Origin of the sequence: Pseudomonas sp. 43mfcvi1.1 (genome assembly GCF_900115935.1) — a bacterium.
Classification (GTDB): Bacteria; Pseudomonadota; Gammaproteobacteria; order Pseudomonadales; family Pseudomonadaceae; genus Aquipseudomonas; species Aquipseudomonas bijieensis.
Map to the genome: position 1 here is coordinate 242,192 of NZ_UETT01000003.1, position 20,646 is coordinate 262,837.

The window sequence follows — 20,646 nt, forward strand, 5'->3', positions numbered from 1 at the left end:
TTGTGTTGGCTGTAAAACCGCTATCGCGAGCAAGCTTTGCTCCCACAAGGGATTATTCAAGCCTGACCGGGCCTACATCCACCCATACTCCGCCATCGACAGCGGCTCCCCATCGCCAACGATGAAGTGGTCGAGCACCCGCACATCGATCAGTTCCAGCGCCTCCTGAAGCCGTTCAGTGAGCACCCGATCGGCCTGGCTGGGCTCGGTATTGCCGGAGGGATGGTTGTGGCACAGGATCAATGCGGCGGCGTTATGGGCCAGGGCACGCTTGACCACCTGCCGGGGATAGACGCTGGCGCTGTCGATGGAGCCGCGAAACAACGCCTCATATGCCAGCACCCGATGCCGGGAATCCAGGAAAAGACATCCAAATACCTCATGGGGCTCGTGGCGCAGCATGGCCTTGAGGTAGTCCCGCACTGCCAGCGGACTTTCCAGTACAGAATCTCGTCGCAGGTTTTCGGCCAGATGCCGACGGCCCATTTCGAGCACAGCCTGCAACTGCGCGAACTTCGCCGGCCCCAGGCCCAGGTGCGCGCTGAAGGTGCGCAGATCGGCCTCCAGGAGAATCCGCAGGCCGCCGAACTGATGCAGCAGATGTCGCGCCAGGTCCACCGCACTTTTCCCGGACACCCCCGTGCGCAGGAAAATCGCCAACAGCTCGGCATCCGAAAGACTCGCCGCCCCCCACTCCAATAACCTCTCCCGCGGCCGCTCGGCCGTCGGCCAATCCCGAATACTCATGACATCTCCCTGATTGTGGCACCGCTGTTCCATAGCGGTCGCTGTGATATCGTAGCCCATCTTTTTTGCAGGCGATTTGCCCCTGGCAGCGGCCAAGGGGGTCGCCTCGCACTGACCACTGAAATCGAAAGGCAGGCCTATGCAGCGGCTGTATCGGAAACGCATCGTTCTGGGCGTCGGCGGCGGCATTGCCGCCTACAAGAGCGCCGAGCTGGTTCGCAGGCTTATCGACCAGGGCGCGGAAGTGCGGGTCGTCATGACCCGCGGCGGCGCTGAATTCATCACCCCGCTGACTATGCAGGCCCTGTCCGGGCACCCGGTCCACCTGGATTTGCTCGACCCGGCGGCAGAGGCGGCCATGGGCCATATCGAACTGGCCAAATGGGCCGACCTGGTGCTGATCGCCCCGGCTACCGCCGACCTGATCGCCCGCCTGGCCCAGGGCATCGCCGATGACCTGTTGACCACCCTGGTGCTCGCCACTGACGCCGTGGTCGCCGTCGCGCCGGCCATGAACCAGGCCATGTGGCGCGACCCGGCTACCCAGACCAACCTGCAATTGCTGGAAAGCCGCGCCCTGAAGGTCTTCGGCCCGGCCTCCGGGAGCCAGGCCTGCGGCGATGTCGGCATGGGCCGCATGCTTGAAGCCACCGACCTGGCCCAGTGCGCCGCCGACTGCTTCCAGCGCCAGGCCCTGACCGGCAAGCACGTGCTGATCACCGCCGGGCCGACCCAGGAAAACATCGACCCGGTGCGCTACATCACCAACCACAGCTCCGGAAAAATGGGCTTCGCCCTGGCCGAAGCCGCCGTGGAAGCCGGCGCCCGGGTAACGCTGATCACCGGCCCCGTGCATTTGCCGACGCCGGACCGGGTCACCCGCATCGACGTGGTCAGCGCCCGGGACATGCTCGCCGCCTGCGAAGCAGCCATCCCGTGCGACCTGTTCATCGCCTCGGCGGCGGTAGCGGACTACCGCCCGGAAGTAGTCGCCCCGCAAAAATTGAAGAAAGACCCTACAAGCGGCGACGGCCTGCTACTACAAATGGTGCGCAACCCGGACATCCTGGCCAGCATCGCCACCCGCCCCGACCGCCCGTTCAGCGTCGGCTTCGCCGCCGAGACCGAACACCTGCTCGATTACGCCGCGCGCAAGCTCAAGGACAAGAATCTGGACCTGATCGTCGCCAACGACGTCGCCAACCCGAGCATCGGCTTCAACAGCGAAGAAAACGCCTGCAGCGTGATCGATCGTCAGTTGCACGCCACACTTTTCGCCCAGACCAGCAAGAGCAAGATCGCTCGCCAACTGATCACTTTTATCGCCGAACGGCTAAACCAGGTTTAATTTTCATGCACGCTCTACAAGCCAAGATCCTCGACCCACGCATCGGCAACGAATTCCCGCTGCCGCAATACGCCACACCGGGCTCCGCCGGCCTCGACCTGCGGGCCATGCTCAAGCAGGACACGATCCTGGAACCGGGCCAGACCCTGCTGATCCCTACCGGCCTGTCGGTGTATATCGGCGACCCGGGCCTGGCCGCGCTGATCCTGCCACGCTCGGGCCTGGGCCATAAGCACGGCATCGTGCTGGGCAACCTGGTAGGCCTGATCGACTCCGATTACCAGGGCGAACTGATGGTCTCGTGCTGGAACCGCGGCCAGACGGCGTTCAACATTGCCGTGGGCGAACGCATCGCGCAGTTGGTGCTGGTTCCGGTGGTCCAGGCCCACTTCGAATTGGTCGAAGAATTCGACGAAAGCCAGCGCGGTGCCGGTGGTTTCGGGCATTCCGGCAGCCATTGACCGGCGGTTTCAGGCCGGGCGTCCTGCCCGGCCCGTTTATTAAGCTTCTATTTCAGGACAAAAAATGCGCAATGGCTTTCTGCTAGGTTTCCCACCCGGAATCAATGTATTAGGCGAGCGAGACCGGGGTAACGCTGTCTCATGGCATTTTCCCACCACGAACTCTCTGTCAAAAACGCCGTCATACCCTTCAGCTTGAGCCTGCCGACGCCCATCGTCGGCCTGTCCAGTCACCTTCCTGATAGAGCGCCCCGCCCATGAACACCCCAGCCGCAATCGCCCCGATCTTCCCTGAAAGCATCTTCCGCGCCTACGACATCCGTGGCGTGGTACCGGAAACCCTCACCGCCGAAACCGCCTACTGGATCGGCCGCGCCATTGGCTCCCAGAGCCTGGCCCAGGGCGAACCGAACGTGTGTGTCGGCCGTGACGGCCGTCTGTCGGGCCCCGAGCTGGTCGAACAACTGATCAAAGGCGTTGCCGACAGCGGCTGCCACGTCAGCGACGTGGGCCTGGTGCCGACCCCGGCGCTGTACTACGCCGCCAACGTGCTGGCCGGTAAATCCGGCGTGATGCTCACCGGCAGCCACAACCCGTCGAACTACAACGGTTTCAAGATCGTCATCGCCGGCGACACCCTCGCCAACGAGCAGATCCAGGCCCTGCACACCCGCCTCAAGACCAACGACCTGAGCAGCGGCCAGGGCAGCATCACCAAAGTCGATATCCTCGAGCGCTACAACGACGAAATCGTCAAGGACGTGAAACTCGCCCGCCGCCTGAAAGTGGTGGTCGACTGCGGCAACGGCGCGGCCGGCGTGATCGCCCCGCAACTGATCGAAGCCCTGAACTGCGAAGTCATCCCACTGTTCTGCGACGTGGACGGCAACTTCCCTAACCACCACCCGGACCCGGGCAAGCTGGAAAACCTCGAAGACCTGATCGCCAAGGTCAAGGAAACCAACGCCGACCTGGGCCTGGCCTTCGACGGTGACGGCGACCGCGTGGGCGTGGTGACCAATACCGGCAGCGTGGTGTTCCCCGACCGCCTGCTGATGCTGTTCGCTCGCGACGTGGTGGCGCGCAATCCGAACGCCGAAATCATCTTCGACGTTAAGTGCACCCGTCGCCTGGTGCCGTTGATCAAGGAATATGGCGGTCGTCCATTGATGTGGAAAACCGGTCATTCGTTGATCAAGAAGAAAATGAAACAAAGCGGCGCCCTGCTGGCCGGCGAAATGAGCGGCCACATCTTCTTCAAGGAGCGCTGGTTCGGTTTCGACGACGGTATCTACAGCGCCGCGCGCCTGCTGGAAATCCTCAGCAAGGAGAAATCCACGGCCGAAGAGCTGTTCGCGACCTTCCCGAACGATATTTCTACGCCAGAAATCAATATCCATGTGACCGAAGAGAGCAAATTCAGCATCATTGATGCACTGCACGACGCTCAATGGGGCGAAGGCGCCGAACTGACCACCATCGACGGTGTGCGGGTCGACTATCCCCACGGCTGGGGCCTGGTTCGCGCATCCAACACCACACCGGTGCTGGTGCTGCGTTTCGAGGCCGACAACGAAACCGAACTGCAGCGCATCAAGGATGTGTTCCACAGCCAACTCAAACGTGTTGCACCTGATCTCCAACTACCGTTTTGATTTTTTGAAGCACTACCGGAGCCCTGAATGACCCTCGAACGCGAAGCCGCCGCCAACACCGCCAAGGTCCTGTCCGAAGCGTTGCCTTATATCCGACGCTACGTCGGCAAGACCCTGGTGATCAAATACGGCGGCAACGCGATGGAAAGCGAGGAGCTGAAAACCGGCTTCGCCCGCGACATCGTGCTGATGAAGGCCGTGGGCATCAACCCGGTGGTCGTACACGGCGGCGGCCCGCAGATCGGTGACCTGCTCAAGCGCCTGTCGATCGAGAGCCACTTCATCGATGGCATGCGCGTCACCGACGCGCAGACCATGGATGTGGTGGAAATGGTCCTGGGCGGCCAGGTCAACAAGGACATCGTCAACCTGATCAACCGCCACGGCGGCAGCGCCATTGGCCTGACAGGGAAGGACGCCGAGCTGATCCGGGCGAAAAAACTCACCGTCACCCGCCAGACCCCGGAAATGACCCAGCCGGAAATCATCGACATCGGTCACGTGGGCGAAGTGGTCGGCATCAACACCGACCTGCTGAACCTGCTGGTCAAGGGCGATTTCATCCCGGTCATCGCGCCAATCGGCGTGGGCGCCAACGGTGAGTCGTACAACATCAACGCCGACTTGGTGGCGGGCAAGGTTGCCGAAGCACTGAAAGCTGAAAAGCTGATGCTGCTGACCAACATCGCCGGCCTGATGGACAAGTCGGGCAAGGTCCTGACCGGGCTGTCGACCCAGCAGGTTGACGACCTGATCGCCGACGGCACCATCTACGGCGGCATGCTGCCCAAGATTCGTTGCGCGCTGGAAGCGGTACAGGGCGGCGTCGGCAGCTCGCTGATCATCGACGGCCGGGTGCCGAATGCGATCCTGCTGGAAATCTTCACTGATACCGGCGTGGGTACGTTGATCAGTAATCGCAAGCGTCCTTAAGCGATTCCTGTAAAAAAAGACCCCGTTCAACCTGGTTGAGCGGGGTCTTTTTTTGCCTTCCTCCCTGTGGGAGCGAGCTTGCTCGCTCCCACAGGGAGATTGCGCAGGTCTATTAGACGCCGAACTGCGCCCGATAAGCCTCGACCGCCGGCAAATGCTGCTTGAGCTGCGGATCGTCGGCCAAAAACTCCAGCACCTGGTTCAGCGACACGATGCTGATCACCGGGATGCCGAAGTCGCGCTCCACTTCCTGGATCGCCGACAGTTCACCGTTGCCGCGCTCCTGACGGTTCAGGGCGATCAGCACGCCGGCGGCCTTGGCGCCTTCCTGGGAACCGATGATCTGCATCACTTCGCGGATCGCGGTGCCGGCGGTGATCACGTCGTCGATGATCAATACTTCGCCAGTCAGTGGCGCGCCCACCAGGCTGCCGCCTTCGCCATGGGCCTTGGCTTCCTTGCGGTTGAAGCACCAAGGCAAGTCACGGCCGTGGTGTTCGGCCAGGGCGACGGCAGTAGTGGCGGCCAGCGGGATGCCTTTGTAGGCCGGGCCGAACAGCACGTCGAACGGGATGCCGCTCTCGACGATGGCCGCCGCATAGAAACGGCCCAACTGCGCCAGGGCTGTACCGGTGTTGAACAGGCCAGCATTGAAGAAGTACGGGCTGGTGCGCCCAGACTTGAGGGTGAACTCACCGAAGCGCAAAACGCCGCGATCGATGGCAAAACGAATGAAATCGCGCTGATACGCCTGCATGAAAAAAAGCCTCAAATACCGCGGATTTAGCTAAATAGGTACACGCCGTGTATCATACACGCACGTGATTTTTGGGGCCATTTATGCGGATCATCAGTGTGAACGTCAATGGTATTCAGGCTGCAGTCGAGCGTGGTTTGCTCAGTTGGCTGCAAGCACAGAATGCCGACGTCATCTGCCTGCAGGACACCCGCGCCTCCGCCTTTGAACTTGACGATGCAGCCTTCCAACTGGATGGTTACTTCCTTTATGCCTGCGATGCCGAAGTCCCCGCCCAGGGTGGCGTGGCTTTGTACTCGCGGCTGCAACCGAAGGCTGTCATCAACGGTCTTGGTTTCGAGACGGCGGACCGCTACGGGCGCTACCTGCAAGCCGATTTCGACAAGGTCAGCATCGCGACCTTACTGCTCCCTTCGGGGCAGAACGGCGATGAAGATTTGAATCAGAAATTCAAGTTGATGGACGATTTCGCCCGTTACCTGGATAAACAGCGGCGCAAACGTCGCGAGTACATTTATTGTGGCTCGCTGTACGTGGCGCAACAGAAGCTGGATATCAAGAACTGGCGCGACAGCCAACAATCTCCTGGCTTCCTGGCGCCGGAACGGGCCTGGATGGACGAGATCATTGGCAACATGGGCTATGTCGATGCCCTGCGTGAAGTCAGCCGTGAAGGTGATCAGTACAGCTGGTGGCCGGACAACGAGCAGGCCGAGATGCTCAACCTCGGTTGGCGTTTCGACTACCAGTTGCTGACGCCTGGGCTGCGCCGTTTCGTACGCAGCGCCCGTCTGCCGCGCCAGCCACGGTTCTCGCAGCATGCGCCGCTGATCGTGGATTACGACTGGACCCTGACCATCTAAGTCTATCCGCGACATCCCGCAGGTCGACTGCCTAAAGAAAATGCCCGTTTCGCAAGAGACGGGCATTTTTCATGGAGCACGCTAACGCGTCGAACATCAAGCCGCGGCAAAAAACGGCAGGGCAAGGTACAACTTGATGACGATGACGTTAATGATATCGATGAAGAACGCCCCCACCATGGGCACCACCAGGAACGCTATCTGCGAAGGTCCGTAGCGCTGCGTCACTGCCTGCATATTGGCGATGGCCGTCGGCGTGGCACCCAACCCGAAACCACAATGCCCTGCCGCCAATACCGCGGCATCGTAATGACTGCCCATGAGCCTGAACGTCACGAAAATCGCGAATAGCGCCATGACCAATGTCTGGGCCGCCAGGATAATAAAGATCGGCAAGGCCAGTGAGGCCAGGTCCCACAACTTGAGTGACATCAAGGCGATCGCCAGGAACAGCGACAGGCTGACATTGCCGAGCACGGACACTTCTCGCTCGAATACTTGATACAGGCCCAGTGCCGAAAGCCCATTACGTAGGACCACTCCCACGAACAAGACGCAAACGAACGTCGGCAATTCGAAAGCCGTTTCGTGGAGCTGATCATTCAAGAGCGTACCGGCCAACAGACTGACCGCGATCAGGGCGAGCGTCTCGATGAACGAAAACGGCGTGATCGAGCGCTCTTTGTTCGGCTGCTCGAAGCCCTTGGGCACCCGGGGCTTTTCTGGCTCAAGGCAGCCGGGTGACTGGACACGCTTGATGAGCAGGCGAGCGACCGGACCACCGATCAAGCCACCCAACACCAAGCCGAACGTCGCAGAAGCCATCGCCAACTCGGAGGCGGAGGCCAGGCCGAACTTCTCACTGAACACCGTCCCCCACGCTGCGCCGGTCCCGTGACCGCCCGACAAGGTGATCGAGCCTGTCAGCAACCCCATCAGCGGATCGAGCCCCAGCGCTTTTGCGAGCCCGATGCCCATGGCGTTCTGGACCAGCAGCAGCCCGACAACCGCTAACAGGAAAATGCCCACGACCCGCCCGCCTTTCTTCAGGCTGGCGAAGTCCGCACTCAGGCCAATGGTGGCAAAAAACGCCAGCATCAACGGTGTTTGCAGTGAAGTATCGAATCGAACTTCAACTTCAAGCCCCCGCAAAGCCAACAGGGCCAAGGCAACTACCAGGCCACCCGCCACAGGCTCAGGGATATTGTAGGCGCGTAGAAAACCAACACGCGTAACAAGCCCACGCCCCAGTAACAGCACTAAAGAGGCGGCGACAAGTGTTCCATAGAAATCGAGTTGAAACATGAATGTTTATCTTCGGGTATATATTCAGGGGCGAACTTTTTACCTGGGCACGCCGCTTGAACAGGTTGATTGCCTCAGCATTGATTGGCTTTGAATTCAAGGACCTTCAATGGTCTGAATATATCGAAATATTTCTGAGGGAATATAACGTGGGGCAACTCTATCAATCGACGAGCGCTATTGCCAAGCACATGGACCGCATTGGAACTTCGTGAGTTGTGACTAAAAGTTTAAGAGCAATACATATACGCGCACGATAACGCGCCAGGCAATTGGATGCCGTATATGGAGAGAAACATTTTTTATAAAAAACAATGCCCCGATAAGTCGGGGCATTGTTCTTGAATCGAAGCCTTGATCGTTATTTGACCAAGCGCCAGGTAAACGGATACCGATACGGCTGCCCCTCATTGGCCTTCACGCCACCGATGATGGTCAACACCAACGCACCGATGGCCACCAGGCCGAACAGGAAGAAGCCGATCACCACGACCATCAGCAGCAGGCAGATCGCCGAAGCAATGGCAACGGTGATCTGGAAGTTCAACGCTTCCTTGCCCTGGGCGTCGATGAACGGGTCGGACTCGCGCTTGAGCTGCCAGAGCACCAGCGGCCCGATCAGCGTACCGAACGGAATCCAGATCCCCAACAAGGCGGACAGGTGACAAAACATTGCCCATTGACGCGCCTCTTTGCTCGGCTGGGGCAGCAGGACTTGCTCATCACTCATGACACTCTCCTTGTCTGAAGCGTGGATCGATCAGTCAGCCAACGCGGCTTTTTGCAGTTCGAAGATCTCGTTCATGCCTTTCTTCGCCAACTCCAGCATAGCGTTCAATTCTTCCGGCTGGAACGGTGCACCCTCGGCGGTGCCCTGAACCTCGATGAAGCCGCCGGCACTGGTCATGACCACGTTCAGGTCGGTCTCGGCGGCGGAATCTTCCAGGTAATCCAGGTCCAGCACCGGTTCACCCTGGTACATACCCACGGAAACGGCGGCGATCATTTGCTTGAGCGGGTCGCCGCCCTTGAGGCCGCCGCGCTTCTTGATCACTTTCAAGGCATCGACCAGGGCGACCATGGCCCCGGTGATGGACGCGGTACGCGTACCGCCGTCAGCCTGGATCACGTCGCAATCGACATACAGCGTCACATCGCCCAACTTGGACATGTCCAGCGCGGCGCGCAGCGAACGGCCGATCAGGCGCTGGATTTCCAGGGTACGACCGCCCTGCTTGCCACGGCTGGCCTCGCGCTGGTTCCGCTCGCCGGTGGCGCGCGGCAGCATGCCGTATTCGGCGGTCAACCAGCCCTGGCCCTGGCCCTTGAGGAACCGTGGCACGCCGTTTTCGACGCTGACGGTGCAGATGACCTTGGTATCACCGAATTCGACCAGTACAGATCCCTCGGCGTGTTTGGTGTAGTTGCGGGTAATGCGGATCGAGCGAAGCTGATCGGCAGCGCGACCACTTGGACGTTTCATAGGGAACACCTGTACAGAGGACGGAAAACTGCCGAGCATTATAGAGCCGTGAACCGTCATAGGGCAGTTAAACGTAGCGCAGCTCTAAAAGCCGACACGAGCGAAGCCCCTCAAAGGCCCGCCCGACGGGTTGCAGCGCTTTGTCACATGCCCGGTTTGGGGCCAGGGGCTCACTGCGCTACAATCCTGCGCCTTTGCTGCCCTTGGGCTTTTATTTACAGATCCCAGGCCCACGACCACCGTCGTGCCGGCCTGCATTGCGAGGAACCTCCATGGTGCACAGCATGACCGCCTTCGCCCGCGTCGAAAAGGCCGGGGTCCAAGGCACGCTGAGCTGGGAACTGCGCTCGGTCAACAGCCGTTACCTGGAGCCGCACCTGCGCCTGCCTGAATCCTTTCGCGACCTCGAAGGCGGCGTGCGCGAGGCACTGCGCCAGGGCCTGTCCCGGGGCAAGCTGGAATGCACCCTGCGTTTCACCGAAGAAAGCACTGGCAAAGCCCTGCAAGTGGACCGCGAGCGCGCCGCGCAACTGGTCGCAGCAGCCGAAACCGTTGCCAGCCTGATCAAGAACCCTGCGGCCCTGAATCCGCTGGAAGTCCTCGCCTGGCCCGGCGTGCTGGTGGGTGATGCGAGCGACCCGCAAGCGCTGAACGCCGAGGCGATGGCGCTGTTCAATGAAGGGCTCAAGGAACTCAAGGCCGGTCGCGAGCGCGAAGGCGCGGAGCTGGCCCGGCTGATCAACGAGCGCCTGACCTCCATTGAGGAAGACGTCAGCACCCTGCGCGAGCTGGTCCCGCAGATGCTCGCTACCCAGCGCCAGAAAGTCCTCGATCGCTTCGCCGACATGAAGGCCGAGCTGGATCCGCAGCGCCTGGAGCAGGAAATGGTCATGCTCGCGCAAAAGAGCGACGTGGCCGAAGAACTGGATCGCCTGAGCACCCACATCATCGAAGTTCGCCGGGTGCTCAAGTCCGGTGGTGCGGCCGGTCGCCGCCTGGACTTCCTGATGCAGGAACTCAACCGCGAAGCCAATACACTGGGCTCCAAAGCCTTCGACCCGCGCAGCACCCAGGCTGCGGTCAACCTCAAGGTGTTGATCGAGCAAATGCGCGAACAAGTGCAGAACATTGAGTAAGGCTAACCCGACATGACCCACAGCACCGGCACTCTCTACATCATTTCCGCGCCCTCGGGCGCCGGCAAGACCAGCCTGGTCAAGGCACTGGTCGATGCCGAGCCGCAGATCCGCGTCTCGGTCTCGCACACCACCCGCGCCATGCGCCCGGGCGAAGTCAACGGCGTGAATTATCACTTCGTCGATCGCGAAGAATTCGTGAGGATGGCCGAGCACGGCGACTTCCTGGAGCGCGCCGAAGTCTTCGGCAACCTCTATGGCACTTCGCAAAGCTATCTGCAGCAGACCCTCGACGAAGGCCACGACCTGATCCTGGAGATCGATTGGCAAGGCGCCGAGCAGGTGCGCAAGCTGATGCCCCAGGCCCGTTCGATCTTCATCCTCCCGCCGAGCCAGCAGGCCTTGCGCCAGCGCCTGACCAACCGTGGCCAGGACAGTGACGAAATCATCGAAGGCCGGATGCGCGAAGCGGTCAGCGAAATGAGCCATTACGTCGACTATGATTACCTGATCATCAACGACGATTTCGCCCATGCACTGGACGACCTGAAGGCGATTTTCCGCGCCAGCCAGTTGCAGCAGAAACGCCAACAGCAACGTTTCGGCAAACTATTGGCCGAACTGCTGGGCTGAACAGCCCTTCCCAAAACCGCTGCGACGGCTTTACATTGGTACTCGCAGCGCGCCGAGGGGTTTGGTTAAAAAATCAGCGCTTCCCTAAACGCTGGTGTTTTTTTAAACTGTCGAGTCCGCTCGCCCAACCGGGCAGCGCGCATATTGCATTCGCTCCGAGGAATACCATGGCCCGCGTAACCGTTGAAGACTGCCTAGAACACGTGGAAAACCGCTTTGAGCTGGTCATGCTCTCTACCAAGCGTGCCCGTCAACTGGCCACCGGTGGCAAAGAGCCGTTGGTCCAGTGGGAAAACGACAAGCCTACCGTGGTAGCGCTGCGTGAAATCGCCGAAGGCCTGATGAGCTACGAGTTCATCGCCAACGCTGAAATCGTCGAAGACGAACCGCTGTTCGCAGCGTTCGAGGACGAGTCCAACGAGGCGGTCTAAGCCTATGCCTGGTCGACGTAGCACGGCGCGGGGTCACAGCAAACGGCAGGAGTCATCATCATGCCGAGCATAGACGCCCTCGCCGATCGCTTATCGGCCTACCTCGGCACGGACCAGGTCAATCTGGTCCGCCGAGCCTACTTCTACGCCGAACAAGCCCACGACGGCCAGCGCCGCCGCAGCGGCGAGGCGTACGTCACGCATCCGCTTGCGGTGGCGAACATTCTTGCCGACATGCACATGGACCATCAGAGCCTGATGGCGGCGATGCTGCATGACGTGATCGAAGACACCGGCATTGCCAAGGAAGCGCTGCAAGCGCAGTTCGGCGAAACCGTGGCCGAACTGGTCGACGGGGTCAGCAAACTGACCCAGATGAACTTCGAGACCAAGGCCGAGGCCCAGGCCGAGAACTTCCAGAAAATGGCCATGGCCATGGCGCGCGACATCCGCGTGATCCTGGTCAAGCTCGCCGACCGCCTGCACAACATGCGCACCCTGGAAGTCCTCTCCGGCGAAAAACGCCGGCGCATTGCCAAGGAAACCCTGGAAATCTATGCGCCCATCGCCAATCGCCTGGGCATGCATGCGATCCGCATCGAGTTCGAAGACCTCGGTTTCAAGGCCATGCACCCGATGCGTTCGGCGCGGATCAACCAGGCCGTCAAGCGCGCCCGGGGCAACCGCAAGGAAATCGTCAACAAGATCGAAGAGTCCCTGAGCCACTGCCTGGCCATCGACGGCATCGAAGGCGAAGTCAGCGGGCGGCAGAAACACCTCTACGGCATCTACAAGAAAATGCGCGGCAAGCGTCGGGCCTTCAACGAGATCATGGATGTCTATGCGTTCCGGATCATCGTCGACAAGGTCGATACCTGCTACCGCGTACTCGGCGCTGTGCATAATTTGTACAAACCGTTGCCGGGGCGCTTCAAGGACTACATCGCAATTCCCAAGGCCAACGGCTATCAGTCGCTGCACACCACGCTGTTCGGCATGCACGGCGTACCGATCGAAATCCAGATCCGCACCCGTGAAATGGAAGAAATGGCCAACAACGGCATCGCCGCCCACTGGCTCTACAAATCCAGCGGTGACGAACAGCCCAAGAGCACCCACGCCCGCGCCCGGCAATGGGTCAAGGGCGTGCTGGAAATGCAGCAGCGGGCCGGCAATTCCCTGGAGTTCATCGAGAGCGTGAAGATCGACCTGTTCCCGGACGAGGTCTACGTCTTCACGCCCAAGGGCCGGATCATGGAGCTGCCCAAAGGCTCCACCGCCGTGGACTTTGCCTATGCGGTACACACCGACGTCGGCAACAGCTGCATCGCGTGCCGGATCAACCGCCGCCTGGCGCCGTTGTCCGAACCGCTGCAAAGCGGCTCCACGGTGGAAATCGTCAGCGCGCCCGGCGCCCGGCCGAACCCGGCGTGGCTCAATTTCGTGGTCACCGGCAAAGCCCGCACACACATCCGCCATGCCTTGAAACTGCAACGCCGCTCCGAATCCATCAGCCTTGGCGAGCGCCTGCTGAACAAAGTGCTGAACGGTTTCGACAGCGCGCTGGACAAGATCCCGGCCGAGCGCGTGCAAGCGATGCTCCACGAATACCGCCTCGAACTGATCGAAGACCTGCTGGAAGACATCGGCCTGGGCAATCGCATGGCCTATGTCGTCGCCCGCCGCCTGCTCGGCGAGGGCGAACAGTTGCCAAGCCCCGAAGGCCCGCTGGCGATTCGCGGCACCGAAGGCCTGGTGCTCAGCTATGCCAAGTGTTGCACGCCGATCCCGGGCGACCCGATTGTCGGCCACCTGTCTGCCGGCAAAGGGATGGTGGTGCACCTGGACAACTGCCGCAACATCAGCGAAATCCGCCACAACCCGGAAAAATGCATCCAGCTCTCCTGGGCCAAGGATGTCACCGGCGAATTCAACGTCGAGCTGCGGGTCGAGCTGGAACACCAGCGCGGCCTGATCGCCCTGCTGGCCAGCAGCGTCAACGCCGCCGACGGCAACATCGAAAAAATCAGCATGGACGAGCGCGATGGCCGCATCAGCGTCGTTCAATTGGTGGTCAGCGTGCACGACCGTGTGCACCTGGCCCGCGTGATCAAGAAACTGCGTGCCCTGACCGGCGTCATCCGCATCACCCGGATGCGCGCATAGCGTCGCGTACAGGCCTATTGCTTACAAGGAGTCATCAATGACCAAGACCGTTATCACCAGCGACAAGGCCCCAGCCGCCATCGGCACCTATTCCCAGGCGATCAAGGCCGGTAACACCGTGTACATGTCGGGCCAGATCCCGCTGGACCCGAAAACCATGGAGCTGGTGGAAGGCTTCGAAGCCCAGACCGTGCAGGTATTCGAAAACCTCAAGGCCGTGGCCGAGGCTGCTGGCGGTTCGTTCAAGGACATCGTCAAGCTCAATATCTTCCTCACCGACCTGAGCCACTTCGCCAAGGTCAACGAGATCATGGGCAAGTACTTCGACCAACCTTACCCTGCCCGTGCCGCCATCGGCGTGGCAGCCCTGCCAAAGGGTGCGCAGGTTGAGATGGATGCCATCCTGGTCATCGAGTAATAAGGCCGGCGCAGCGTCTCCCGCTGCGCCGTTTTCGTCTTGAAAGGATTCCACCATGCGCAAAGCGCTTGCTCTCTCGCTGGCAGCCCTGCTTCTGGGCGGCTGCGCCAGCGACCCAGCCGACCGTGACATCAGCGGCACCTGGATCAACCAGGCAGCCATCGACGCCGCCGCCAAGGGCGGCCCGCTTCGCGAAGCGCTGCAGGGCTATGGCCCGAACCTGGAATGGGACGTCAACACCCGGGCCGGTCAGGCGCGCTACACCAACGGTTTTGAAAACGTCGAAGGCAAATTGCTGGGCGAAGAAGACGGCGCGTGGAAAGTCGATTTCTACGGCAGCTCCGCCAGCGAACTCAAGCGTGACGGCAACCAGTTGAGCCAGGCCGCCACCGAGAACGAGCCACAGCAAGTGTTCGACCGCGCGACAATCCAGGTGCCGGAAGGCGCGCCAATCGGCGCCAGTTTCGAGCGCGCGCTGTATGCCGCCTACCTCGGTGGCACCTGGAACATCGTCAACGGCCCCGGCCAAGGCGCCAGCGTGCAATTCCAACCCGACGGCCGGGTCAGCGGCCTGCCGGGTGCCGATCGCTACGCCTTGTGCCTGGCCGGCGATTGCGCCTCCATGAGCGGTGGCAACGACAACATCTGGTTGCAACAGAACGGCCAGGGCAACACCTGGATCTTCGCCCGCGATGGCAAGAAGCTGGAAATCTTCCAGACCGTCAACGCGGCGCTGGCCGATGAAATGCCTTCGTTCACGCCGGGCACTCGGCAGTGGTTGCTGGAAAAGCAGTAAGAGATAGGGCGCTTTGAAATAACTGTACGAGCGCCCCCTCCCGGCAAAGGTTCACGCGCGAGACGGAACAGGTTTTTTTCTACCCAGACGGATCAGCTCATTGGAGAAACACAGCCCAATGATGATCAGTAGTGCACCCGGGTACAGGCTTTCGCGCGGCACTTCATTGAGCACAACAAATGCCAGCAGTGCGGCGAACAGCGGCTCGGTCAGCTCCAAGGCTTGCACCTGGGATGGCTTGAGGTACTCGATTGCCTTGGTGGTGCAGAAAAAGCCGAGGATAGTTGGCAGCGCGGCCAGCGCCAGCAATGCGGCAATCGCCCAGGGCGACAGCTCACCGATCACGAAGCCGTCGGCCGAAGCCGGCATCAGCAAGTACAGACTGCCGAAGAACAGCAACTGACGAGTGAAGTGCAGCCCACCGGACACGCCCATCCGTTTCATGGCTACCGAAAACGCCCCATAGCCGCAGCCCGCCATGGACGCGAGCGCAACGCCTTGGAGCGTGAAGCCCTGCCGCAGATCGGCACCAAAGATCACCGCGATTCCGGCGATCGCCAAGGCGGCACCCACAGTGGAGTTCGCGGTGATCGCATCCTTGAGGATTATGCGTCCGAGCACAATCGAGGAAATGGAAGCACTGGCCATCAGCATCACGACTACACCCGCCGCAGCGTAATGCCGATAGGCAGCCGTTTCGAAGTGGAACAGCACAAAGATACCGAGAAACGCGCAGATCGCCGCCTGGGTCCATTTGGCCCTCGTCGCCGGACGCTTGATAAACAGCAGCAAGGCCGAGAGCAGCAGACAACCCAGGACGGTCTTTATGACGGCGACACTGCTGGCGGTGAAACCATTGCTCATGAGCACTTTGCTGAGCACGCCTATCGTGGCGTTAAGTGCGGCGGCGGAGAGTGCAAAGATAACGCCTTTGCTGAAACTGGCTTGCATTGATGACGGTCCTTGTCGCTGCTAGGTCGTTCGATAGGATGTTGGCCCACATCGACGACGCAAAAGATGACTGAAACGGTTGCGGGTGGCCTGCAGATCACTCTTGGTTTTGGCAAGCAACGGATAATGCTCGGCGAGCTCGATGAACCAAGTCAAGGCCTGGAAAGTACTCAGGACGGCAAGAGCCCATAGAGGACTAGCCCTTGGCGCCGAACCACATCATCGAGCACACGCCGAGCGGGCCCGTGTCAGCAGCGCCCTTCGAGAATCGCCGCATACCCCTCGCGAAAACTCGGATAACGCGGCGTCCAGCCCAAGGCCTTCGCCCGGGCGTTGCTGCAGCGCTTGCTGCCGGCGCGGCGGACGCTGGCGTTTTCGGCCCATTGGGTAACGCCCAGGTATTCACGCAACCAGCCCACCACGTCGGCCAGCGCGGCGGGAGCGTCGTCGACGCCTATATAGCAGTCGTCCAGGGCTTTGCCCTGGCGATCGGCCTCCAGCAGGAAGGCCAGCAGCCCCGCCGCGTCGTCGGCGTGGATGCGGTTGGCGTACAGGGGCGGATCTTCCACCACGCTATAGCCCTGACGCACCTGGCTCAACAGCCATTCACGTCCCGGGCCGTAGATGCCGGTCAGGCGCACGCGGCTGGCCGGGATGCCGCTGTCCAGCGCCACTTGCTCGGCTTCGAGCATCAGCCGACCGGAGTAACCGCCAGCGACAGTTGGCGAGGTTTCATCCACCCATTCGCCCTGCTGCTGCCCATAAACACTGCTGCTGGACACAAAAAGCAGACGCTTGGGCCGCTGGCCGTGCTGCTTCAACCAACCCAACACATGCTGCAAACCTTCGACGTAAGCCGCGCGATAGCCCGCTTCGTCATGGTCGGTGGCCGCGGCGCTGTACACCAGGTAATCCAGCGACCCCGTGGGCCAGTCGGCGGGGCATTGCTCGCTGAACAAATCCCCCGCCACCCCGATGACGCCAGTAGGCAGGCTCGAAACCGTACGCCGCAGGCCATGGACCTGCCAGTGTTCGGCCACTAACTGGCTGGCCAGGCGGCCGCCGATATCACCGCAGCCGGCGATCAAAACAGAAGGCGCGGACATCAAGAACTCCTCTGGCAAAGCCTCAGACTAGCCTTCGCAGGGGACGAGCGGCTAGCCATGCGACAAAAAAAGTAACTGTATTACTTTTGTTAACAAGAATTAATTGCAATAATGCCCACCACTTTTGTTCTCGGCCCACGAGGCCTGGAAGAACATCAACCTTCTTTTTCCTCTCAGGTCCGGCCAGCATGAAACGCTCTCTATCCCCCGCTTCGCCAACCAATCGACCTCGTGCCTGGAGCACGGTAGCCGCCCTGCTGTTCAGCCTGCTGCTGGCTCCCACCGCCGCCTTCGCCGATGCACAGACACCTGCCACGAACCCGGCCACCGCGCCGGCGGCGGTACAGGCGCCTGCCGACCCGGCCGCTCCCGTTGCGACGCCCGTCGCCACCGACCCGGCCCAGGCCGTCGAGGCCGATGCACCTGAAGTGCTCGAAGCCGACAACTCCCTGGGCATGGCCCATGACCTGTCGCCATGGGGCATGTACAAGAACGCCGACATCATCGTGAAAATCGTGATGATTGGCCTGGCCATCGCCTCGATCATCACCTGGACCATCTGGATTGCCAAAGGCTTCGAGCTGCTGGGGGCCAAGCGTCGCTTGCGCGGTGAAATCGCCGCCCTGAAAAAAGCCACCACCCTCAAGGAAGCCAGCGCCACCGCCGCGAAGGAAGGCACTCTCGCCAACCTGTTGGTGCATGACGCGCTCGAAGAGATGCGCCTGTCGGCCAACAGCCGCGAGAAAGAAGGCATCAAGGAGCGCGTGAGCTTCCGCCTAGAGCGTCTGGTTGCCGCTTGCGGTCGAAACATGAGCAGCGGCACCGGGGTGCTCGCCACTATCGGCTCCACCGCGCCGTTCGTCGGCCTGTTCGGCACCGTGTGGGGCATCATGAACAGCTTCATCGGCATCGCCAAGACCCAGACCACCAACCTCGCCGTCGTCGCGCCCGGCATCGCCGAAGCCCTGCTGGCAACGGCATTGGGCCTAGTCGCGGCGATCCCGGCCGTGGTCATCTACAACGTCTTCGCCCGCTCCATTGCCGGCTACAAGGCCCAGGTTTCCGACGCCTCGGCCGAAGTCCTGTTGCTGGTCAGCCGCGACCTCGACCACCTGCCGCCCGAGCGCGGCTCGCAACCGCACATGGTGAAAGTGGGGTAATCGGCCATGGGCCTGCATTTGAAAGAAGGCGCAGACGACGATCTGGCCGAAAACCACGAAATCAACGTCACGCCGTTCATCGACGTGATGCTGGTGCTGTTGATTATCTTCATGGTCGCCGCCCCGCTCGCCACCGTGGACATCAAGGTTGACCTGCCGGCATCGACGGCCAAGCCCTCGCCACGGCCGGAAAAACCGGTGTTCCTCAGCGTCAAGGCCGACCAGCGCCTGTTCCTGGGCGAAGACGAGGTCAAGGCCGAAACCCTCGGCGCGACCCTCGACGCCAGGACCCAAGGCAAGAAAGATACGACGATCTTCTTCCAGGCCGATAAAGGCGTGGACTACGGCGACCTGATGAGCGTGATGGACACGCTGCGCAGCGCCGGCTACCTGAAGATCGGCCTGGTCGGACTCGAGACGGCGCGGCAGAAATGATCACGATGCGCCAAAAGCTGACGCGCTACAGCGGTAGCCTGGTGGTGGTGCTGGGCGTGCATGCGCTCGCCATCGCCCTGGCGCTGAACTGGACCTCGCGCCCGCCCATTGAATTGCCTCCCCAGGCGATGATGGTCGAGCTGGCGCCAGTGCCGGCCCCGCCACCGCCGGCACCGCCGAAAGTCGTCACACCGCCGCAACCTCCCGAGCCGGTCGAAGAATTGCCGCTGCCCAAGCTGGCCGAAGCGCCGAAGCCGGAGATTTCCGTGCCCAAGCCGGTCAAGCCCAAGCCCAAGCCGCAACCGCCCAAGCCCAAACCGGTGGAGAAAAAGCCCGAGCCGCCGAAGGAACAGCCGTCGGAGCAGAAGCCCAGCGACACCCCGCCGACTCAGTCACTGGCCGAGAAGTCCGCGCAACCGGCGCCTGGCCCGTCGCCTGCGCAATCGGCTGCCAAGGCTAATTGGCAAGGCACGCTGTTGGCGCACCTGGGCAAGTACAAGAAGTACCCGCCCAGGGCCCAGCAGATGAACAAGGAAGGCACCAACCGCCTGCGTTTCGTGGTGGACGCCGAAGGCAACGTGCTGTCATTCGAACTGGTGGGCAGCTCCGGCACCGACTTGCTCGACCGGGCCACCCTGGAAATGATCCGCAAAGCCCAACCGCTGCCCAAGCCGCCGGCGGAGCTGCTGACCAACGGCACCATCGAACTGACGGCACCGTTCGTGTACTCCATCGACAAGCGCCGGCGTTGATCTCGATTACCAGCCCCTGCAATAGGGCTGGCAATCGAGGGCAAAGGTATTACCTGTGGGAGCAAAGCTCGCTCCCACAGGTAATACGCATTAGACAGTGTCACACCGCGCCCCCAGTCTGATAACGTGCGTCTATCGATTGCAGCCGGTATGCTTGGCTCGCAACTTCACGGACGCTCGCCATGACCCTCACAGAATTACGCTACATCGTGACCCTCGCCCAAGAGCAGCATTTCGGCCATGCGGCCGAGCGTTGCCATGTCAGCCAGCCGACGCTGTCGGTGGGTGTGAAAAAGCTTGAAGACGAACTCGGTGTGCTGATTTTCGAGCGCAGCAAAAGCGCCGTGCGCCTGACCCCCGTGGGCGAAGGCATCGTCGCCCAGGCACAAAAGGTCCTGGAGCAGGCCCAGGGCATTCGCGAACTGGCCCAGGCCGGCAAGAACCAACTGACCGCCCCGCTGAAAGTCGGCGCGATCTACACCGTCGGCCCGTACCTGTTCCCGCACCTGATCCCGCAACTGCACCGGGTTGCCCCGCAGATGCCGTTGTACATCGAAGAAAACTTCACCCATGTGCTGCGTGACAAGCTGCGCAACGGCGAGCTGGACGCGATCATCATCGCCCTGCCGTTCAACGAAGCCGACGTCCTGACCCTGCCGCTCTACGACGAGCCGTTCTACGTCCTGATGCCGGCCCAGCACCCCTGGACTCAGAAAAAGAACATCGACGCTGCCCTGCTCAACGACAAGAGCCTGCTGTTGCTGGGCGAAGGCCACTGCTTCCGCGACCAGGTGCTCGAAGCCTGCCCGACCCTGACCAAGGGCGGCGAAGGCGCCAAGCACACCACGGTGGAGTCCAGCTCCCTGGAAACCATCCGTCACATGGTCGCCTCGGGCCTGGGCATTTCGATCCTGCCGTTGTCGGCGGTGGACAGTCATCACTATGCCCCCGGCGTGATCGAAGTCCGCCCGCTGACGCCACCGGCGCCATTCCGCACCGTGGCCATCGCCTGGCGCGCCAGTTTCCCACGGCCCAAGGCCATCGAGATCCTCGCGGACTCGATTCGCCTGTGCTCTGTGGCCAAGCCGCCCGCTGGCAAGTAAGCCACGG

At 61.4% G+C, this 20,646-nt stretch carries 21 protein-coding genes and 1 pseudogene; 15 read left to right on the forward strand and 7 right to left on the reverse strand.

Annotation, left to right across the window (positions count from 1 at the left end; genetic code table 11):
* Positions 1-72: 72 nt before the first annotated feature.
* Complete coding sequence (gene radC / locus DTP52_RS07230) at positions 73-747, reverse strand: DNA repair protein RadC (protein WP_109752712.1); 675 nt, start codon at positions 745-747, stop codon at positions 73-75.
* A 139-nt stretch (positions 748-886) separates the two neighbouring features.
* Here radC and coaBC point away from each other — a divergent pair, with 139 nt between their 5' ends.
* The 4 genes and pseudogenes from coaBC (at position 887) to argB (ending at position 5,144) form a co-directional block, all read left to right on the forward strand.
* Entirely contained in the window at positions 887-2,095 is a 1,209-nt protein-coding gene (gene coaBC / locus DTP52_RS07235) for a bifunctional phosphopantothenoylcysteine decarboxylase/phosphopantothenate--cysteine ligase CoaBC (protein WP_109752713.1), read from the forward strand.
* Positions 2,096-2,100: 5 nt separating this feature from the next.
* On the forward strand, positions 2,101-2,556 hold the full coding sequence (gene dut, locus DTP52_RS07240; RefSeq protein WP_003206867.1) for a dUTP diphosphatase: 456 nt from the start codon (positions 2,101-2,103) through the stop codon (positions 2,554-2,556).
* Positions 2,557-2,807: 251 nt separating this feature from the next.
* Positions 2,808-4,211, forward strand: a pseudogene (locus DTP52_RS07245) (phosphomannomutase/phosphoglucomutase); the annotation flags it as partial.
* 27 nt (positions 4,212-4,238) lie between these two features.
* Positions 4,239-5,144, forward strand: a complete 906-nt coding sequence (gene argB / locus DTP52_RS07250) for an acetylglutamate kinase (RefSeq protein WP_003206871.1) — start codon at positions 4,239-4,241, stop codon at positions 5,142-5,144.
* Positions 5,145-5,256: 112 nt separating this feature from the next.
* Here the strand turns inward: argB and pyrE are convergent, their stop codons facing one another.
* A complete protein-coding gene (gene pyrE, locus DTP52_RS07255) occupies positions 5,257-5,901 on the reverse strand; it encodes an orotate phosphoribosyltransferase (RefSeq protein ID WP_109752715.1) in 645 nt (214 codons plus the stop codon).
* An 83-nt stretch (positions 5,902-5,984) separates the two neighbouring features.
* Between pyrE and DTP52_RS07260 the strand changes: the two genes are divergently transcribed.
* The gene (locus DTP52_RS07260; RefSeq protein ID WP_013694557.1) at positions 5,985-6,764 is read left to right on the forward strand and encodes an exodeoxyribonuclease III; all 780 of its coding nucleotides are present in this window, start codon (positions 5,985-5,987) and stop codon (positions 6,762-6,764) included.
* 96 nt (positions 6,765-6,860) lie between these two features.
* Here the strand turns inward: DTP52_RS07260 and gltS are convergent, their stop codons facing one another.
* The 3 genes from gltS to rph form a co-directional block, all read right to left on the reverse strand.
* Positions 6,861-8,069, reverse strand: a complete 1,209-nt coding sequence (gene gltS, locus DTP52_RS07265; RefSeq protein ID WP_109752716.1) for a sodium/glutamate symporter — start codon at positions 8,067-8,069, stop codon at positions 6,861-6,863.
* A 361-nt stretch (positions 8,070-8,430) separates the two neighbouring features.
* Entirely contained in the window at positions 8,431-8,799 is a 369-nt protein-coding gene (locus tag DTP52_RS07275; RefSeq protein WP_109752718.1) for a DUF4870 domain-containing protein, read from the reverse strand.
* 30 nt (positions 8,800-8,829) lie between these two features.
* The gene (gene rph / locus DTP52_RS07280; RefSeq protein WP_003177262.1) at positions 8,830-9,552 is read right to left on the reverse strand and encodes a ribonuclease PH; all 723 of its coding nucleotides are present in this window, start codon (positions 9,550-9,552) and stop codon (positions 8,830-8,832) included.
* A 272-nt stretch (positions 9,553-9,824) separates the two neighbouring features.
* On the opposite strand from rph, the gene DTP52_RS07285 reads away from it, so the two are divergent.
* The 6 genes from DTP52_RS07285 to DTP52_RS07310 all read left to right on the forward strand — a co-directional run bounded on the left by DTP52_RS07285 (position 9,825) and on the right by DTP52_RS07310 (position 15,132).
* The gene (locus tag DTP52_RS07285) at positions 9,825-10,688 is read left to right on the forward strand and encodes a YicC/YloC family endoribonuclease (RefSeq protein WP_109752719.1); all 864 of its coding nucleotides are present in this window, start codon (positions 9,825-9,827) and stop codon (positions 10,686-10,688) included.
* A gap of 12 nt (positions 10,689-10,700) precedes the next feature.
* Entirely contained in the window at positions 10,701-11,321 is a 621-nt protein-coding gene (gene gmk / locus DTP52_RS07290; RefSeq protein ID WP_109752720.1) for a guanylate kinase, read from the forward strand.
* A 167-nt stretch (positions 11,322-11,488) separates the two neighbouring features.
* The gene (gene rpoZ / locus DTP52_RS07295) at positions 11,489-11,752 is read left to right on the forward strand and encodes a DNA-directed RNA polymerase subunit omega (protein ID WP_003177259.1); all 264 of its coding nucleotides are present in this window, start codon (positions 11,489-11,491) and stop codon (positions 11,750-11,752) included.
* 60 nt (positions 11,753-11,812) lie between these two features.
* Positions 11,813-13,918 carry a bifunctional GTP diphosphokinase/guanosine-3',5'-bis pyrophosphate 3'-pyrophosphohydrolase gene (gene spoT, locus DTP52_RS07300; RefSeq protein ID WP_109752721.1) on the forward strand — a complete coding sequence of 702 codons (2,106 nt, stop codon included), beginning with the start codon at positions 11,813-11,815 and terminating at the stop codon, positions 13,916-13,918.
* A 37-nt stretch (positions 13,919-13,955) separates the two neighbouring features.
* Positions 13,956-14,336 carry a RidA family protein gene (locus tag DTP52_RS07305; protein ID WP_014340863.1) on the forward strand — a complete coding sequence of 127 codons (381 nt, stop codon included), beginning with the start codon at positions 13,956-13,958 and terminating at the stop codon, positions 14,334-14,336.
* Positions 14,337-14,391: 55 nt separating this feature from the next.
* Positions 14,392-15,132, forward strand: coding sequence for a hypothetical protein (locus tag DTP52_RS07310; protein ID WP_109752722.1), 741 nt, complete (start codon positions 14,392-14,394; stop codon positions 15,130-15,132).
* 51 nt (positions 15,133-15,183) lie between these two features.
* Here the strand turns inward: DTP52_RS07310 and DTP52_RS07315 are convergent, their stop codons facing one another.
* Both DTP52_RS07315 and DTP52_RS07325 read right to left on the reverse strand, forming a co-directional pair.
* A complete protein-coding gene (locus tag DTP52_RS07315) occupies positions 15,184-16,083 on the reverse strand; it encodes a DMT family transporter (RefSeq protein ID WP_109752723.1) in 900 nt (299 codons plus the stop codon).
* 248 nt (positions 16,084-16,331) lie between these two features.
* Entirely contained in the window at positions 16,332-17,189 is an 858-nt protein-coding gene (locus DTP52_RS07325; RefSeq protein ID WP_109752724.1) for an SDR family oxidoreductase, read from the reverse strand.
* 188 nt (positions 17,190-17,377) lie between these two features.
* Here DTP52_RS07325 and exbB point away from each other — a divergent pair, with 188 nt between their 5' ends.
* The 4 genes from exbB to DTP52_RS07345 all read left to right on the forward strand — a co-directional run bounded on the left by exbB (position 17,378) and on the right by DTP52_RS07345 (position 20,639).
* Positions 17,378-18,349 carry a tonB-system energizer ExbB gene (gene exbB, locus DTP52_RS07330; protein WP_109752725.1) on the forward strand — a complete coding sequence of 324 codons (972 nt, stop codon included), beginning with the start codon at positions 17,378-17,380 and terminating at the stop codon, positions 18,347-18,349.
* Between the two features lie 6 nt (positions 18,350-18,355).
* Complete coding sequence (gene exbD, locus DTP52_RS07335; RefSeq protein WP_109752726.1) at positions 18,356-18,784, forward strand: TonB system transport protein ExbD; 429 nt, start codon at positions 18,356-18,358, stop codon at positions 18,782-18,784.
* The gene (locus DTP52_RS07340; RefSeq protein WP_109752727.1) at positions 18,781-19,536 is read left to right on the forward strand and encodes an energy transducer TonB; all 756 of its coding nucleotides are present in this window, start codon (positions 18,781-18,783) and stop codon (positions 19,534-19,536) included. Before exbD ends, DTP52_RS07340 begins: the two co-directional genes overlap by 4 nt.
* 182 nt (positions 19,537-19,718) lie before the next feature.
* Entirely contained in the window at positions 19,719-20,639 is a 921-nt protein-coding gene (locus DTP52_RS07345) for a hydrogen peroxide-inducible genes activator (protein ID WP_109752728.1), read from the forward strand.
* The last annotated feature ends 7 nt before the right edge of the window (positions 20,640-20,646 follow it).